This window comes from Actinophytocola sp., assembly GCF_036002505.1.
Lineage (GTDB): Bacteria > Actinomycetota > Actinomycetes > Mycobacteriales > Pseudonocardiaceae > DASYTH01.
Map to the genome: position 1 here is coordinate 1 of NZ_DASYTH010000118.1, position 16,733 is coordinate 16,733.

Here is a 16,733-nt window from a genome sequence, read left to right on the forward strand (position 1 = left end):
TGGCGTCGTGCTGCTGGCCGGGTATGCGAAGGGTGTGCTGGATCAGGCGCGGGCGCATGGGTGGCGGTTCGAGCACACGACGGACTGGGTGACGATGCGCCTGGTCGGCGTTTGTGAGCTGGGGAAACGGTTGGAGGCGTAGAGGGGCGGGGCGCCCGCGCCAGTGGGAGCGCCCCGCCCGAGGGGTGATGGGTCAGGTCCGGCGGTCAGGGCGGACGGCTTCGGTGGGGGTCAGGGACTCGGTGGGGGCCTCGGTGCCCCTCGACGCGGTGGCGCGGGCGGCGTCTTCGCGGCCGCGTTGGTAGGCCTCGGCGGCGGCGCGGGCGATGGGGAGCTCGCGTTCGGTGCGGGTGAGCCAGCCGTCCCAGCGTTGCTGCATGGGGCGGATGAGGCCGCCGCCGACGCCGACGATGGTGACGCCGGCGATGGTGGCCAGGAGGGCGATCAGGATCGGCATGGTCACCGTGGTGGCGACGCCGATCTGGTTGAGGCCGGCGATGATGCCGAGGCCGATGATGAACCAGGAGGCCAGGCGGCCGAGGAAGCCGCCGTAGGTGACGCCGGCGAGGGAGCGGGTGATGAGATCCCGGGCGGCGTTGGCCAGGGCGGCGGCGACGACCACGATGATGATGGCCACGACGGCGCGCGGCAGCCAGGCGACGATCTGGTTCAGCAGGTCGCTGACCGGATTCGGGCCGAACACGCCGAACGCCAGCTGCAGGGCGATCAGCAGCACGCCGTAGTAGACGATCCGGGCGATCAGGTCGGCCGCGTCGATCTTGGTGCGGGCGCCGAGCTCGGAGAGCCGGGCACGCTGCACCGCCCGGTCGAACCGCACCTTGGCCAGACCCTTGCTGACCAGCGTGCGGAGCAGCCGCGCCACCAGCCAGCCGATCACCAGGATGACCAGGAAGGCAGCCAGCTTCGGCAGGAAGGTGACGACCGAGTGGAGCGCGTCGTTGAACGCGCCGCCCACGTCGAGCGCCTGAACGGAGCTACTCGCGAGTGGTTGAGACATGGTGGCCTCCTCGAACGTTGAACGCTCGAGACGGCGGATACCCAGTGCAGCCGATCTTTAATCCTGAGCAACCGGATCGTGTGATAAGGCCCCATAACGCACACCTGTGGTATGCCCGTAGTAGAGCCCTGTGGCGTCAGGTGGCTACGGCAGCATCGGAGGACTCGATGGAGATCTTCATCGGCAGCTCCCGGGAAAGCCGTGACCTGGCCAGGGACATCGCGATCTGGCTCGAAGAGCGCAACCACGACGCCCTCCCATGGGATCAGCCCGGCCTGTTTCCACCCGGTGAGCAGACCATGAAAGTTCTCATCGACATTAGCCGTCGAGTCGAAGCCGCTATCCTGGTTTTCGGAGCCGATGACCAGGTTTGGTATCGAGGTGACTCGGTCCAACAACCGCGCGACAACGTCCTTATTGAGTACGGACTGTTCGCCTGTGCGCTCGGACTAGGGCGTGCGATCATCTGCCTGAACGGCGACATCAAGCATCCGGCCGACCTCACCAACCTCAGCTGCATCGACCTGAGTCCACGAGTAAGGGACCACGGGAAGCGCGCGTTATCGCTCTGGGCACAGCGTCTGACCTCTGGACTGACCGTGGATCCCGCCCTGCTCCGCCTCCAGGCGCGGGTCGCCACGTTGAAAGAGGAGAACGAGCAGCTCAACGAGCGCCTGAAGTTCGAAGCAGTCAAGTCGCAGGACCTGTCGGACCTGCTCAGCGAGGCGAACGTGGCCGACTTCTCGCGATATGACCTCGAACAGGACGGACATTGGAAGTTGCTGTTCGATTACACCTACTTCCACGAGGTCGCGGCCACCGTCGCCAGCTATGCCCACTACCCGATCGACCTCCACCAGCTCTTCAACAACGCGGGCGCTCGTGACCTGGCCGACCAGGTCGCCTGGCACAACCCTGGGGATCCACGGCATTCGACCCCAGACGAGGGCGCAACCAGAACCGAGTTCCTCGCTCGGAAGGTACTGCGCTTGTTCCGCCGGAATGCCCGGGAAGCCGAGTCCTACCAGGAATTCATCACGGAAGTTCCTCCGGAGCTGCACGAGGCGATCAACGAGGTCGGGAGGAAGGCGGTCGAGCGGCTACGAGCAACCTGACGGGCGGCCACCTGCGGGCGAGAGTACGGAGCCCTCCACGCCGGGTGGGCGCGGAGGGCTCCGTGGGTCCGGCGGTCAGCCGACGCGGTAGGTGTACGGAAGCGTCGCGATGACCTCACCGGTGCCGTTGAACGGCAGCGCGGTGATGCCGGTGGGCAGTATCGGCACGGTGACCAGGTTGAGGTGGCCGGACACGACGTCGCCGCGGCGGCCGGCCGGGGTGATCGTCACCTGGATGGTGGCGCTCCGGCCCGGCTGGATGATCACCGGGGTGCCGCCGGTGCCGTTGGGGTCGACGGAGAAGTCGAACGGGTCACCGGTGGACGACGTCACCGACCCATCGAACCCGGCGGTGCGGAACGCCGCGGTGAACGAGGCGTGCCCCGGCCGCGCGCCGTCCGGACCGAACGGGCCGATCTCCTGGATGGCGCCGAACCAGATGCCCTTGCTCACGTAGCCGCGCCGCTCGCCGACCGTGGCGACCGACGTGGTGTCGCCGTTCTGCGCCCGCTTGAGGTCGCCGAACAGGTCGAACCCGGCGGCCGAGCCCTGCATCTCCACCTGGGCCGGCACGGTCGACCGGGTGGCGACGGTGAACCGGCTGGTGTCCGGCGGCGCCAGGTAGATCGGCGTCGCGGCGGGGTTCGCCGGCAGGTCGACCTCCGGGCCGCCCTGAATGATCACCGGCGTCAGGGTGCGCACGTCGTTGGTGCGCGGGTTGACGCCGACGGCGATCGGTTCGACGCCGGTGTTGCGCACGGTCACCGGGACCGTGGTGGCCTGCCCGGCCGGCAGCGTGGTGCCCCGCGAGTCCGGCAAACCGTTGGCCCGCACGGAAACCTGGTCGAAGCCGACGGTTCCGCGGAACGGCTGCTCGATCTCCTGGCCGGTCACCGGGTTCTGCATCACCAGCACCAGGTGCCAGCGGCCGGGCAGCGGGTTGGCGTCGAACGTCTGCACCGTGTTGCCCTGGGTGACCGTGGTCGGCGAGCTCAGCCACAGGTTGCTGTTCACGTCGGCCAACTCGCCGTTCGGGTCCACCAGCACGATGTCGACCAGCGAGCCGGGATCGCTCAGCTGCAGCGAGACGTCCAGGTCACGCTTGCCGCGCGGGACGTCGAACTCGTAGCTGAACGTCTGCGCCGGGGACACCCCGCGGGCGTTGCCGCCGGTGAACACGCCGCTGAACCGGCCGCCGGACTGCACCGGGATGAGCGTGCGCAGGACCGCGGAAACCGTGGTGCGGTGGCCTTCCGAGGTGGCGAACGTGGCGGAGAAGGTCGCGTCGCCGCCGCTGTCCGGGGTGCGCAGGGAGATCTGCACGGGCCGGGTCTGGCCGGGCGCCAGGATCAGCGAGGACGGCGAGACGCGGCCGGCCGGCGCGATCTTCTGGGTGCTGGTGTCCAGGATGATGTTGCCGTTGTAGCCGGCGGCTCCGGCCACCGAGTACAGCACCGCGGTCCACTTTCCGGCCGCCGGCGAGCGGACGTCGACGTTGGCGTAGTTGGCCGTGGCTGCGCCACCCTGCGGGCGGCTGTTGGCCACGAACGTGCCGTCCGGGGCCAGCAGGGTCAGCCGGACGACCGCCGGGTCGCCCTGCCAGGCCATCCGGGCGAACAGCCGGTCCGCACCGGCCGGAACGGTGAAGTTGACCTGCTTCACCGCCCAGGTGGCGCCGTTGAAGTAGGTGAACGAGGGCAGCGTGGTCGCGTTGAACGCCACGGTCTGCCGGGCCGAGGACTGCTGGACGAACGTGCGCGCGCCGGTCGACACCGTCACCGGGCGGTTGCCCACGTTGGTCACCCGCACCGTGGCGGTCTGGGTGCTGCCCGGCTCACCTTCGAGGGTGACCTGGTCGTCCGAGATGATGATGTTCGATGAGACCCCGGCCGGGGCGCCGGTGCTGCCCGGAGCGGTCAGCGCGGCCTCCACGGCGGCCCGGGCATCCAGCAGTCCCGCGCCCTGCTCGTCGGCCGGCAGACCGATGTCCCGGGCGGTTCCGGTGATCAGCTGCTTGATCAGCGCCGGTGACGGCGAGGCGCCGTGGTGGGTGTGCCGGTACGCCTCGATGATCAGCGCGGCCACGCCCGCGGTCAGCGGGGCGGACTCGCTGGTGCCGCCGAAGGACTGCAGGTCGGTCGGCTGCGGCGGGGACTTGAAGTCGAGGCAGTCGCCGTAGCGTGGCGAGCAGTCCGCCCAGTTGCCCTCGCCGGGCGCGACCAGGTCGATCGTGCGGCCGTCCTGCGTAATGCCCGAGGAGGACAGCGCGGAGATGTTGTCGCTGAGCCACCGGCCGTTGGAGAACCTCGAAGCGGCGTAGGCGGTCTGGGCGTAGAGCCGGTTGTCCGTGGTGGCCCCGACGGCGATCACCAGGGGATCGGCGGCCGGGTTGCCGATGGTCGAGGTGATCCCGGCGTCGCCGGTGGAGTTGACCACGGTCACGCCGGCCCGCACGGCCTGGTCGTTGAACACCTGGAACATGTTGCGGGCACTGCTGTCCGGGTAGACGTTGAGGCCGAGCGACTCGTTGAGCACGTCCACGTGCGCCACGGTCACCGCGTAGTCGATGGCCTGCAGCACGGCGGAGTTGGTCGCCGTCGAGCCGAACACGTTCAGGCCGACCAGGCTCGCGCCCGGCGCCACGCCACGCACGATGATGTTGCAGCCCGGGGGAAGCGGGTGCGCCTGGTTGACGAACCGGGACAGGTCGTGCACGACCACGCCCTGCGCCGCGATCGAGGACGCGTCACCGAACGCCTCGGCACCGCCGTCGGTCGTGTTCGGACCGTCGCCGGAGAAGTCCTGGAAGTCGGTGAAGACGTGGCTGCCGTCCGGCCGGATGAAGTCGGCGTAGTTCGGATCCATGTTGTCGGCAAGGAATCCGACCTTCACGCCGGCGCCGGTGGCCAGGTCCGCCGCGCTCGGCGAGCCGTCGGTGCTGGCCGCGCGGATCGACGTCAGCGCCTCGGGTTCGAGCAGCGGGTGTGCCGGATCCGTTGGGCAGGTGGCATTCGGCGCAGCGGCGGCGGCGCCGGGCTGACCGCTGGGCGCGGAGCCGCCGGCCGGCTTCGCCGGCTGCACCTCGGGCGGCAGCTCGACCTTGCTGTCCGGGATCACCGCGGCCACGGCCGGGTCCGCCGCGAGCGCCGCCGCCTGATCCGCGGTGACGGTCGCGGAGAACGCGTTGCCGAGGGTGAAATGCTTGAGCTTCACCGGCGCCGGGCCGGACAGCCGGCCGAGCACCGAGTCCTGGGCGCTTTTCGCGCTGTTTCTCCGGTTGCTCGAATCGGCTTTGGCCGGCGGTGCGCCGGGCAGCTGGTCGTTCAGCAACACGATCACCGACTGCGGTTCCGCGCCGGAACCCGCGGCCGGCTCGGCGGTGGCGACCTGGCCGGCCACACCGGTGAGCCCCACACCGGTCGTCACGGCAACGGCTAAGGCGCAGGCGGATAGCACAGTACGCCGCATCTGCAGCTCCTACTTCGCAAGAGTTGAATGCCCCGAACAACGGCGTGACTCTTTCGGAATGATCAGCCGCGCCACAAGGGCTGTTCGTAGGAAGTTTCAGCTGGTGGAATACGTAAACAGCGTATTTACGGAATACAACCCGAAACGGGCATTACTCCGCGGCCGCGCAGTGCTCACAGAGGAGGAGGTTCACGTACAACAAGGTCTGTGGTCGCGTTGGCGGAGTTGTTGCTGGGCCGGTTGCTCGCGGTGGGCCAACGTGCCGTGTGGTGTTCGGGTCGGTGGCTGGGTTGACAGAGCGAGTCACTAGGTCCGACCGTTCGGGCAGACCTCCGGCCTACCCTCGCTAGTCGGAACGAACACCGCCCGGCGGCCCACCACTCTCAACCGGCGTTGTGCGCAACCCTCCTAGGGCGATGGCGTCGTGAACCTCGGCCTTACGGGCCTCCTCCTCGGCCTTGAACCGCTCAACGTCGAGTTGCTCGGCGATGTCCTCGTCCTGGCGCATCAGCAGATCGAGGTTGGCGTCGCCCAGCTCGAGCACGCCCATGTCCACATAGGCCTGCTGTAGCCGCTCACCCCAGAGCCCGACGTCCCGCACGCACGGCACGATCCGGCTGAACAGGAGCTTCCGGAACGCCCGCATGTAGGGCGCCTGGTCGACCAGCGGCGCGACCTCCTTGTGGTCGATGCCGAAGTTCTGCCACACCTCGACGCCGCGCAGCCGGTCCCGCATCAGGTAGCAGCCCTCGATCACGAAGTCCTCGCGGTCGCGCAACTCGGCCTGGGTGAGCTGCGCGTAATAGTCGCGCAGGGTCAGCCGGCCGAACGCGACGTGCCGGGCCTCGTCCTGCATGACGTAGGCCAGGATCTGCTTGGGCAGCGGCTTGGTGGTCATGTCCCGCAGCAGCCCGAACGCGGCCAGCGCGAGGCCCTCGATGAGCACCTGCATGCCCAGGTACGGCATGTCCCAGCGGGAGTCGGTGAGGGTGTCCTTGAGCAGCGCCTGCAGCTGGTCGTTGATCGGGTAGACCATCCCGATCTTCTCCTGCAGGAACCGGCCGTACAGCTCGGCGTGCCGGGCCTCGTCCATGGTCTGGGTGGCGGAGTAGAACTTCGCGTCCAGGTCCGGTACCGACTCCACGATCCGCGCGGCGGTGATCATCGCGCCCTGCTCGCCGTGCAGGAACTGGGAGAACTGCCAGGAGGCGAAGTGCCGGCGCAGGTCCCTGCGCTCCCGGTCGCTCATCGCGTCCCAGTACCGGGTGCCGTAGATGGCGATCGTCTCGTCCGGCAGGCCGAGCACGTCGTAGGGGTCCACCTCGAGGTCCCAGTCGATGCGCTTCTCCGCGTCCCACTGCTTGTCCTTGCCCTTCTGGTACAGGGCGAGGAGCTTCTCCCGGCCGTCGCCGTACTCCCAGCTGAACCTGGTCTCCCCGGCGGCTTCGACGCTCCAGTCGGGCGCGGACGGAAGAATGTACATGTCGTGGGTGGACATCCCGGCCTCCCTACGTACACCGTACGTGTGTGACCACCGTCGCACGTACGATGTACGTCGGTCAAGCAGTACGCACGCCTAGGTGAGGTGAGTTCGTTGGGCAGCCCGCTCAGCCGCGACCTCATCGTGCGGACCGCGGTCGAGCTGATCGAGCGGGACGGCATCAACGCGGTCTCCATGCGCCGGCTCGCCGCCGAGCTCGGTACCGGCGCGATGTCGCTGTACAACCACGTGCCGAACAAGGCGGCGCTGCTGGACGCGGTCGCCGAGCACATTCTCACCGGCATGGAGCTGGCCGCCGACCCGGCCGCCGACTGGCGGGAGGCGGTCCGCTCGCTGGCCCGCGACTTCCGTGCGGTCGCGCACCGGTATCCGCGCAGCGTCATGGTCGTGGTCAGCCGGCAGCCGCACTCCGCGGTCGGCATGCGCCCGGTCGAGCTGGCCCTGACCACCGCACAGGCCGCCGGTTTCCACGGGCGGGCGGCGGTGCAGGTGATGCGTGCGGTGGTGAACTACGTGCTCGGCAGCCTGGTCTCCGAGGCGAGCCTGACCGAAGCGCGCTGGGCCTCGGACGACGGCCCGCGGCTCGACCCGGCCGAGCTGGACGCGGCCGGCCTGGTCACCGTGCGCGAGCTGCTGCCCGCCCTGATGGAGCACGACACCGAGGCCGACTTCGAGTTCGGCCTGGAACTGTTGATCAGCGCGCTGGACGCCCTCCCGCGAACCACCGCCGATACGGCAGGATGACTGGCGCTACGCCACCGAGCCAAGAAAGATGGGATTGCGTGAGCAAGCATCCCGCCGCTGCCGTACCGGAGACCCTGTTCGCCGACCCCGAAGCCGAGGCTCGGTGGCGCGCCAGGTTCACCGCGTCGCGCATGTCGCTTCCGCGCTGGGCCCAGGACGCCCCCGACCGCAACCTGTACCGGTCCAACGCCAGCGGCGTCTGGGAGGTCTACGCCTGGGACCGGGCCACCGACATCCACCGCAAGGTGACCGACCGGCCCAACGGCACCTGGTCGGCGACGATCAGCCCGGACGGCGAGCGGATCTGGTGGTTCGACGACACGGACGGCGACGAGTTCGGCGCCTGGGTGACCGAGCCGTTCGCCGGACGCCCACCGGACAGCGCGCCCGCACCCGGCGTCGAGGGCGCGATTCCCGGCTACTCGTCCGGGATCAGCCTCGGCCACACCGTCGACGCGGTCGGCGTGTCCACCGACGACGGCACCACGATCTTCGCCGCCCGGGCCGGCGGCCCCGGTGCGGTGATCTACCGGAACACCCACGACGCCGGTGTGGCCGCGCTCTCCCGGGACGAGTCGCTGCTGGCCATCGAGCATTCCGAGCACGGCGACACCCGGCACCCGGCACTGCGCGTGCTGGCCGTGGCGGACGGCGGCCCGGTCGCCGAGAAGTGGGACGGCAAGGGCAAGGGGCTCGAGGCGGTCGATTTCAGCCCGGTGCCCGGTGATCAGCGACTGCTGGTCGTGCACGAGCGCCGGGGTCGCGACGAGCTGCTGATCTGGGACGTCGCCGCGGACGCGGAGACGGAGCTCGCCATCGACCTGCCGGGCGAGCTGTCCGCGGCGTGGTACCCGGACGGCACCGCGATCCTGGTGATGCAGACCCACGAGGTGCGGGACAGCCTGTACCGCTACGACCTGTCCGGCGGCGCCCTGTCCAAACTGGACATTCCGCGCGGCTCGATCGCGGGCGCGCAGGTGCGTCCGGACGGGACGGTCGAGTACTCCTGGTCGAACGCGGCCGCGCCGCCGGTGATCCGCTCGCTGCACCCGGACGGCACCGAGCGGGTGCTGCTCGACCCGGACGGCGGGACCACGCCCGGCTCCACCGAGCTCGAGGACGCGTTCGTGCCGTCGGGCGACGGCACGGCGCACGCGCTGATCGCCCGGCCGGCCGGCGCCCCGGACGCCCCGCTGCCGACCGTGTTCCTGCTGCACGGCGGTCCACACTCGGCCGACGAGGACCGGTTCTCGGCCTACCGCGCGGTCTGGCTGGACGCGGGTTTCGCCGTGGTGCACGTGAACTACCGCGGCTCGACCGGCTACGGCTCGGCATGGCGGGACGCGAGCGAAGGGCGGCCCGGACTGACCGAGCTCGCCGACGTCGCCGCCGTGCACGCCCGGATGGTGGAGAAGGGGTTCGCCGACCCGGCCCGGTGCGTGGTCGGCGGCGCGTCCTGGGGCGGCTACTTGAGCCTGCTCGCCCTGGGCACCCAGCCGCAGCTCTGGGCGGCGGGCGTCGCGGGCGTCCCGGTGGCCGACTACCTGGCCGCGTACGAGGACGAGATGGAGCCGCTGCGCGCGTTCGACCGGTCGCTGTTCGGCGGCTCCCCGGACGATGTGCACGACCTCTACGTCGAGTGCTCGCCGATCACCTACGTGGACGAGGTCCGGGCGCCGGTGCTGATCCTGGCCGGGGAGAACGACCCGCGCTGCCCGATCCGGCAGATCGACAACTACCTTGACCGGCTGGCGGCGCACGGCGCGAGCTACGAGATGTACCGCTACGACGCCGGCCACGGCTCGCTCGTGGTGGCCGAGATGATCAAGCAGACGGCGGTGGAGGTGCACTTCGCCAAGCGGGCGCTGGGAATGCCCTGAAGGCGTCCTCCGGGGCGTTGAACGTCAATGCCAGGAACCTAAGCCCTTGATGTGAGCGTGGGCCTCGGTGCACTGGTCGGCCAGGTATTCCAGTGGCTCCGCTGTCGTGCGATGAAGGGGGCCTTTGTCACGGTGAGCGTGACGAAGGCCCCCTTCGTCGCACTCACTCCACGGTCGCTCCCGCTGGATGCGTTGACGCAGTTGCCGGTGAACTCCGCCGGCGACGCGGCCGCCACGTTCGCCACCGCGAGACCGGTCGCGGCATTGCCTGCGCACGGCTGCCACGGCAGGACGTTGACCTCCGGCGGCGGGGCCGCGGACGCGGGGAACGACAGCAGCCCGAAACCCGCGGCGGTCACCGCACCGAGGACAAGTCTCTTCCACATCAAGGTTTCCTCACCGGACGGGACGAGGCCGGGCACCGGTGTCGGGCCAGGTGCCCGGCCTCTGGGAGTGGTCGGACTCAGTGACCGTGGCCGGTCGAGCTGTTGACGCAACCACCCGAGAAGCTGCCCGGCGAGCTCAGCGCGACGTTGCCGCCGAGGCCGGTGAACTGGTTGACCGCGCACGGCTGCCAGGGCGCCAGGTTCACCAGGCCGCCGCTGCCGCCGACGGAGGCGTTCACACAGCCGCCTTCGAAGTCGGCGGGTGAGCTGGCCGCGAGGTTTCCGCCGACGCCGGTCGCCTGGTTGCCGGCGCACGGCTGCCACGGCACGACACCCAGCACGCCGCCGATGCCCGGGACGATGTCGGTCTTGCCACCGTCGGAGGCGAACGCGGGCGCCGAGATTCCGACGATCGCCGCGGCGACACCGGCCACGAGGGCGGCCTTCTTCAACACGGAATGGTCTCCTTCCGAGGGGATTCGGGGAGTAACAACCTCGCGAGGAAGCTAGACCCGTTGCCGCGCAACAACAAAGCGCATCGCGCGTGATTCCCGGAGAACCATCCGATGGTGTGCCATAGCATGTCAGCCGATGGAGTGGTGGACCCACTCAGTGTCTAATTCACATGAGAGGGTATTCAAAACGATCACGAGCCTTGTCGGTGAATGGTCGGCTTGGTTGGTGGGTGGGGCCGATCGCTCGGGCGGGCCGGCATGCCGTGCGGTGCTCGCGGTTGTGGTCGTCTTGGTTGGGCTGGTTGCTGGACCGACCGCTCGGGCAGACCTCCGGCCTGCCGTCGCGGCCGGTGGCGAACACCGCCCGGCGGCCCGCCCTCGCGGTCGGCGTTTTGAATATCCCTCTCAGGTCATGCCTGCTGCGCCTGCCACATCCAGTGCTGCTTCTCCAACTCGCGGGCGATCTCGATCAGAGGTTTCCGCGACGGTGTGCGCCTTTCCGTTGGCCACACGCCGATCGCCGCCGCCCGTTCGGCGACGTCGTCGACATACTGCCGGGCGATGCCGACGAGCTCGTCGAGTTGCAGATGGACGCTGCGGAAATGCGGCCGACATGGACTGTTCCCACGACGGTTACCCGGCCCCGGACCGTTCCACACCGAAGCCGGGCGCGGCGCGCACCGCGTCGAGCTGCGTGCGGAGGGCGGCCAACTCATTCTGCAGGGACTGCAACTGCAGCTGGGTGGTGTGCTCGATCGAGGATTCGACTCCCTTGACCGTCTCCACCAACCAGGACGCGACCATCCCGGTGAGCACGGCGACCAGGGCGATCCCGCCGACCATCAGCGCCGCGGCCACCAGCCGACCCTCCACCGTGGTGGGATAGCGGTCGCCGTAGCCGACCGTGGTGATCGTGGCCAGCGTCCACCACAGCGCATCGGGGAACGTGGTGATGTTCGCCGTCGGGCTGCCCCGCTCAGCGTCGAGCACCGCCAGCGCCGCACAACCACCGGCCAGCACGATGACGCCACCGACGTAGATGCCCAACCGGCCGCGCAGCGACACCGCCGCCCGCCGGTTGAGCACGGTGAACAGCATGAGCACCCGCAACACCCGCAACTGCCGGACCATCGGCAACACCACCGCCAGCAGATCCAGCACGTGGCGCCACAGGAACCGACCCCGGTGCCGGGCCAGCGCCAGCTTGGTCAGGTAGTCCACGGCGAACACCGCCCAGATCGCCCACATCACCGCCTCGAGCCCGGTCCGCACCCGCACACTCGCCCCGGTGTCCAGCACCTGCCAGGCGTAGGCGGCCAGGAACAGGACGGCGAGTCCGGTCAGTGGCCAGTCCGTCCGACGCGTCCAGGCATTCAGCCGCGGCTCATCCCCGTCCCTTGTGGACGCCTGGATGACACTCGCGGACACCACATCACCATCACCCACCGCGCCGCGCTCGTCCACCAACCTCGGGGAGGCCTTTCGACCGCCCGATCGGGAACGACCTAGCCGCGGGCCACGGCGAACTCGACCACCTGGAGCCCGATCGTGCGCAGCGCCGTGGCCACCTGCGGGTCGGAGCACCCGCCCACGCCGTCGAACCGGACGTCCGCGGAGTTGATCGCGGCGCCGAGCGGGGTGGGCCAGCCGCGCAGCGCGTGCACGATCGAGCGCAGCGCGGTCAGCGTGGTGACCGCGGCCTGCCAGCCACTGGCCGCGGCGACGCAGCCGACCGCCCGCCCGTCCAGGTAGACCCGGTCGTCCTCGCGGAGATCCTCCAGGTAGTCCAGGGCGTTCTTGACCAGCCCGGAGATCGTGCCGTGGTAGCCGGGCGAGACCAGCACCACGCCGTCGGCATGGCGCAGCTCCTCGACGAGCCGTTGCGCCAGTGCCGGCCGGTCGACCACGGCGGGGTCGTAGAACGGCAGCACCAGATCCTGGCCGCTGATCGTGGTGACCTTCGCCCCGGCCTCCTCGGCGCCGGCCAACACGATCCGCAAGGCCCGCTCGGACTGCGAGTCCTCCCGCAGGGACCCGCCGATTCCCACCACACTGACGGTCACGCCTTCCATACTCCCGCATTCGGCTCGGTCATTGGTCACTTTCGCGGGTGGCAGGATGGGCAGCGTGGGCGGAACGCTGATCTTCGACGGCGAGTGCGGGTTCTGCACCCGCAGCCGCAACGTGCTGGTCCGGCTGGACCGCCGGCACCGGGTGAGCACGGTGCCGTTTCAGGGGCGCGGGGTGCCGGAGGGCGCCGGGGTCGGCCGGGATGAGCTGGCCAGGGCCGTGTACTGGCTGGACGACGACGGTTCCCGGTGCGCCGGCGCGGAGGCGGTCAACGTGGCGCTGTCCGCGGCACTCGGCACCGCCGTCCCGCGACGGATCTACCGGGTGCCGGGGGTACGCCAATTGCAGGACGCGGTGTACCGCTGGGTGTCGGACAACCGGCACCGCTTCCCCGGCACCACGCCGTGGTGCACGACGCATCCGGAAAGTTGCGGCTAACCTGTGCGGGGCCGGCGGTGGGAGGGCGCGATGGCTTCAGCGATGAGCAGGGTGCCGGTCGGTCTGCAGGGCGTTGCGGTGCGCGCGTTGTACGCGCTTCCCGAGCCGCTGCGGCGGTTGGCGGCCGGGCCGCCGGTGCGGATCGAGGGCAACGAGCTCGCGCTGGACGCCCAGCTGCTGCTGCGGATGATCAAGCTGACCGACGTCCGGCTGTCCGGGCCCGTGGTCGAGGACGCCCGGCGCGATCTCGAGCAGGTCGGGCCGATGCTGGCCGGCCCGGTGATCCAGCAGGTGCGGACCCGGGACCTGCGGGTGCCGGTCGAGGGCGGGGACATCCCGGCCCGGCTGTACACGCCCGGCGGGCTGGGCGAGGAGTCGCCGCTGCTGGTCTACTACCATGGCGGCGGCTTCACCGTCGGCAGCATCCGCACGCACGACAACCTGTGCCGGTTCCTGGCGAAGAACGCCGAGCTGCGGGTGTTGTCGATCGGCTACCGGCTGGGGCCGGAGCACCCGTTTCCGACCGCCCCGGCGGACGCGCTGGCCGGGTTCGCCTACGCCGTCCGGCACGCGGACGAGCTGGGCGCCGAGCCGTCCGCGATCGCGGTCGGCGGGGACAGCGCCGGGGCGAACCTGGCCGCGGTGACCGCCTACCAGGCGCTGCGGGCCGGCGGGTCGCGGCCGGCGTTCCAGCTGCTGTTCTACCCGCGGATCGACCTGGCGAACCGGCACCCCTCGCGGGACACGTTCGCGGACGGGTTCTTCCTCACCGACGAGGACCTCGAGTGGTTCGACGAGCACTATCTGCCGGACCGGGCCCTGGGCGCGGACCCGCTGGCGTCGCCGCTGCTGGCCGAGGACCTCGGCGGCCTGCCGCCGACCTACCTGTCCACCGCCGGTTTCGACCCCCTGCGGGACGAGGGCGAGGCCTTCGGAAACCGGTTGGTTGCGGCCGGCGTGCCGGTGGTGGCCCGGTGCCACACCGACCTCATTCACGGATTCGTGAACTTCATTGGGATCGGGCGGCGATTCCGGGAGGCCGTCGCCGAGGCCGCCGGCGCATTGCGGACGGGGCTGGAGCTGCGTTCCCGGGCGCACGCCGAGGATCTGTTCGGAAAGCGGTCGAATTCGGGCCCGCGGAGCCGGAAAGAACACGGTAACCCGACTCAGGGGCATTGAGTCGGGTTACCGCGGCTCATTGACACAAATCGATTGTCAGCCCAGCGGAAGCGGCAGCGGCAGCGCGGGCTCGGGTGCGGCCGGTTCCTCGCCCACCGGCGGCGCGGCGACCGGGGGCGCCGGCAGCTCGGCGATCGGCGGCGTCGCCGGGGTGGTCGGCTCGCCACCCGGCAGCGGCAACGGCAGCGGGAGCGGGAGGCCACCCGGGTCCCCGCCCGGCAACGGCAGCGGGAGGGGAAGCGGCAGCGGAAGGCCGCCGGGCTCCCCACCACCGCCGGGCAGCGGCAGCGGCAGCGGCACCGGGAGGCCGCCGAGCAGGCCGGTCACCAGGTCGAGCACGGCACCCAGCAGGGTCTGCAGCAGGTTGGTGACGATCGCCAGGGGGTCGGGAAGGCCGGGCAGCAGACCGCGTTGCGACCGGGCGGCCAGGTCGTCCGCCTTGAAGGTCTGCGCCGCCGCGGTGCGGGCCAGCGGGGCGGCCTTCAGCTGCGCGAGGACCGGGCGCAGCGCGTCGACCGAGGTGCGGACGGTGTCCACGTCCTTGGCCTGCAGCGCCTTGCCCAACTTGTCATGCAGCTTCTGCAATTGCGCGGCCGCGGTGTGCGTGGTCGGAGAGATCTGGTCTGCCGGCTTCGCGTTCGCGATTCCGCTGCACGCCACCGCCACCAGGGCGCCGACGACAATGGCGCCGATAATCTTGACTAGTCGGGACTTCATTCGCTGATTCCTCCTTTAAGAGCCTGTGAAACTCCCTTCACGAAGCATCGTCATCCTGTGCCACACGATGCGCCAGAGATAACCGTGAAGAACCATCGCGACATTCGCACCGGGTTAATAGCGCGGACCAAAAGAGAAGCACCCAATTACACCGGATGAGTGAGAACGGCGTACAGAGGGTTAATTTGTCCGGGAACTATCCCCGCTTTCGCAATCCGATCAGGCTACGGCCACCCGATGGGTGGGTCTTCCCGCCAGCGTCGGTGGGCCTCCTTGACACTATGCCCCACGCACAGAAAAGCCACCGTCCACACGGGACGGTGGCTCCTGCCGGCCGGGGCGGTCAGGCCTCGACGGCCTCGGCGATCTTGTCGCCGGTCTGCTTGTCGATGTTGCGCCAGTACTCGAACGCGCGGGCCAGCACCGGGCCGGAGACGCCGCCGCGCAGGTGGCCGACGACGTTGCCGACCAGCCGCGCGCGCTGCGCGTCGTCCATGACGGTGCGCACCAGGGTGCCGGGCTGGCCGAAGTCGTCGTCCTCGGCGTGCAGGGTGTACGCCGAGCGCAGAACCTCGCCGGTGGCGCCGTAGGCCGACGCCGTCTCACCGGCCAGCACCGCATCGGCGTGCGGGCCGCCGGCCGTGTTCGGTGCGTACACCGGGTCGCCGGGGTTCTGGTAGCGCATCGCGCCGTCCTTGCTGTAGCTGTGCACGGGCGACTTCGGCGCGTTGACCGGGAGCTGGGTGTAGTTCGTGCCGATCCGGTACCGGTGCGCGTCCGGGTAGGAGAACAGCCGGCCGAGCAGCATCTTGTCCGGCGACGGCCCGATGCCCGGCACCAGGTTGGACGGCTCGAACGACGCCTGCTCGATCTGGGCGAAGTAGTTCTCCGGGTTGCGGTCCAGCACCCAGCGACCGACCTTGATCAGCGGGTAGTCGCCGTGCGGCCACACCTTGGTCAGGTCGAACGGGTTGAACCGGTAGTCGGCCGCCTCGTCGTGCGGCATGACCTGCACGTAGAGCGTCCAGCTCGGGTGGTCGCCCAGCTTGATCGCGTTGAACAGGTCGCGGATGTGGTAGTCGGCGTCCTCGCCGGCGATCCGGTCGGCGTCGGCCTGGGTGAGGAAGTCGATGCCCTGGTCGGTCTTGAAGTGGTACTTGACCCAGAACTTCTCGCCGCCGGCGTTCTGCCACAGGTAGGTGTGCGACCCGTAGCCGTTCATCTGCCGCCAGGACGCCGGGATGCCGCGGTCACCCATCAGCCAGGTGACCTGGTGCGCCGACTCCGGCCGCAGCGACCAGAAGTCCCACTGCATGTCGTTGTCGCGCAGGTGGTTGTCCGCGCGGCGCTTCTGCGAGCGGATGAAGTCCGGGAACTTGATCGGGTCCCGGATGAAGAACACCGGGGTGTTGTTGCCGACGATGTCGTAGTTGCCCTGGCTGGTGTAGAACTTCACGGCGAACCCGCGGGGATCGCGCCAGGTGTCCGGGGAGCCGCTCTCCCCGGCGACGGTGGAGAACCGCACGACGCTCCCGGTCCGGGTGCCCGGCTGGAACACCGCGGCCCTGGTGAACTGGCTGACGTCCTCGGTGACCTCCAGGAACCCGAACGCGCCGCCACCCTTGGCGTGCACCACGCGCTCGGGCACCCGCTCGCGGTTGAACTGGGCGTTCTTCTCGATCAGGTAGTGGTCCTGGAGCAGGATCGGCCCGTTGGCGCCCAGCGTGAGCGAGTGGTCGTCGCTCGCGACCGGGATGCCGAC

The 16,733-nt window shown here is 69.9% G+C and carries 14 protein-coding genes and 1 pseudogene; 6 read left to right on the plus strand and 9 right to left on the minus strand.

The window, feature by feature from the left end; translation table 11 throughout:
* The first annotated feature begins 34 nt into the window (after nucleotides 1-34).
* On the plus strand, nucleotides 35-142 hold the full coding sequence (locus tag VGR06_RS09505; protein ID WP_414637210.1) for a DUF6401 family natural product biosynthesis protein: 108 nt from the start codon (nucleotides 35-37) through the stop codon (nucleotides 140-142).
* Between the two features lie 51 nt (nucleotides 143-193).
* Here VGR06_RS09505 and VGR06_RS09510 read toward each other — a convergent pair whose 3' ends face one another.
* Nucleotides 194-1,018, minus strand: a complete 825-nt coding sequence (locus VGR06_RS09510; protein WP_327558619.1) for a mechanosensitive ion channel family protein — start codon at nucleotides 1,016-1,018, stop codon at nucleotides 194-196.
* Nucleotides 1,019-1,185: 167 nt separating this feature from the next.
* On the opposite strand from VGR06_RS09510, the gene VGR06_RS09515 reads away from it, so the two are divergent.
* The gene (locus VGR06_RS09515) at nucleotides 1,186-2,133 is read left to right on the plus strand and encodes a TIR domain-containing protein (protein WP_327558620.1); all 948 of its coding nucleotides are present in this window, start codon (nucleotides 1,186-1,188) and stop codon (nucleotides 2,131-2,133) included.
* Nucleotides 2,134-2,208: 75 nt separating this feature from the next.
* Here the strand turns inward: VGR06_RS09515 and VGR06_RS09520 are convergent, their stop codons facing one another.
* On the minus strand, nucleotides 2,209-5,601 hold the full coding sequence (locus VGR06_RS09520; RefSeq protein ID WP_327558621.1) for a S8 family peptidase: 3,393 nt from the start codon (nucleotides 5,599-5,601) through the stop codon (nucleotides 2,209-2,211).
* A 346-nt stretch (nucleotides 5,602-5,947) separates the two neighbouring features.
* Complete coding sequence (locus VGR06_RS09525; protein WP_327558622.1) at nucleotides 5,948-7,099, minus strand: ferritin-like domain-containing protein; 1,152 nt, start codon at nucleotides 7,097-7,099, stop codon at nucleotides 5,948-5,950.
* 96 nt (nucleotides 7,100-7,195) lie between these two features.
* Between VGR06_RS09525 and VGR06_RS09530 the strand changes: the two genes are divergently transcribed.
* Both VGR06_RS09530 and VGR06_RS09535 read left to right on the plus strand, forming a co-directional pair.
* Nucleotides 7,196-7,846, plus strand: a complete 651-nt coding sequence (locus VGR06_RS09530) for a TetR/AcrR family transcriptional regulator C-terminal domain-containing protein (protein ID WP_327558623.1) — start codon at nucleotides 7,196-7,198, stop codon at nucleotides 7,844-7,846.
* A 38-nt stretch (nucleotides 7,847-7,884) separates the two neighbouring features.
* Nucleotides 7,885-9,726, plus strand: coding sequence for a S9 family peptidase (locus tag VGR06_RS09535; protein WP_327558624.1), 1,842 nt, complete (start codon nucleotides 7,885-7,887; stop codon nucleotides 9,724-9,726).
* Between the two features lie 463 nt (nucleotides 9,727-10,189).
* Here the strand turns inward: VGR06_RS09535 and VGR06_RS09540 are convergent, their stop codons facing one another.
* The 4 genes and pseudogenes from VGR06_RS09540 to VGR06_RS09555 all read right to left on the minus strand — a co-directional run bounded on the left by VGR06_RS09540 (nucleotide 10,190) and on the right by VGR06_RS09555 (nucleotide 12,630).
* The gene (locus VGR06_RS09540) at nucleotides 10,190-10,567 is read right to left on the minus strand and encodes a hypothetical protein (RefSeq protein WP_327558625.1); all 378 of its coding nucleotides are present in this window, start codon (nucleotides 10,565-10,567) and stop codon (nucleotides 10,190-10,192) included.
* A gap of 512 nt (nucleotides 10,568-11,079) precedes the next feature.
* Nucleotides 11,080-11,172: pseudogene (locus tag VGR06_RS43850) on the minus strand (DNA starvation/stationary phase protection protein); the annotation flags it as partial.
* Between the two features lie 28 nt (nucleotides 11,173-11,200).
* The gene (locus tag VGR06_RS09550; protein ID WP_327558626.1) at nucleotides 11,201-11,995 is read right to left on the minus strand and encodes a potassium channel family protein; all 795 of its coding nucleotides are present in this window, start codon (nucleotides 11,993-11,995) and stop codon (nucleotides 11,201-11,203) included.
* Between the two features lie 77 nt (nucleotides 11,996-12,072).
* The gene (locus VGR06_RS09555; protein WP_327558627.1) at nucleotides 12,073-12,630 is read right to left on the minus strand and encodes an NAD(P)H-dependent oxidoreductase; all 558 of its coding nucleotides are present in this window, start codon (nucleotides 12,628-12,630) and stop codon (nucleotides 12,073-12,075) included.
* Nucleotides 12,631-12,694: 64 nt separating this feature from the next.
* On the opposite strand from VGR06_RS09555, the gene VGR06_RS09560 reads away from it, so the two are divergent.
* Both VGR06_RS09560 and VGR06_RS09565 read left to right on the plus strand, forming a co-directional pair.
* Nucleotides 12,695-13,075 (plus strand): DUF393 domain-containing protein, encoded by a 381-nt coding sequence (locus VGR06_RS09560; RefSeq protein ID WP_327558628.1) that lies wholly within the window; start codon nucleotides 12,695-12,697, stop codon nucleotides 13,073-13,075.
* Between the two features lie 42 nt (nucleotides 13,076-13,117).
* Nucleotides 13,118-14,254, plus strand: coding sequence for an alpha/beta hydrolase (locus VGR06_RS09565; protein ID WP_327558629.1), 1,137 nt, complete (start codon nucleotides 13,118-13,120; stop codon nucleotides 14,252-14,254).
* Nucleotides 14,255-14,290: 36 nt separating this feature from the next.
* Here VGR06_RS09565 and VGR06_RS09570 read toward each other — a convergent pair whose 3' ends face one another.
* Together VGR06_RS09570 and VGR06_RS09575 are read right to left on the minus strand one after the other, a co-directional pair.
* Nucleotides 14,291-14,971, minus strand: coding sequence for a hypothetical protein (locus VGR06_RS09570; protein WP_327558630.1), 681 nt, complete (start codon nucleotides 14,969-14,971; stop codon nucleotides 14,291-14,293).
* A gap of 343 nt (nucleotides 14,972-15,314) precedes the next feature.
* Nucleotides 15,315-16,733, minus strand: a 1,419-nt coding sequence (locus VGR06_RS09575; protein ID WP_327558631.1) for a catalase, incomplete at its 5' end; no start/stop codon positions are given.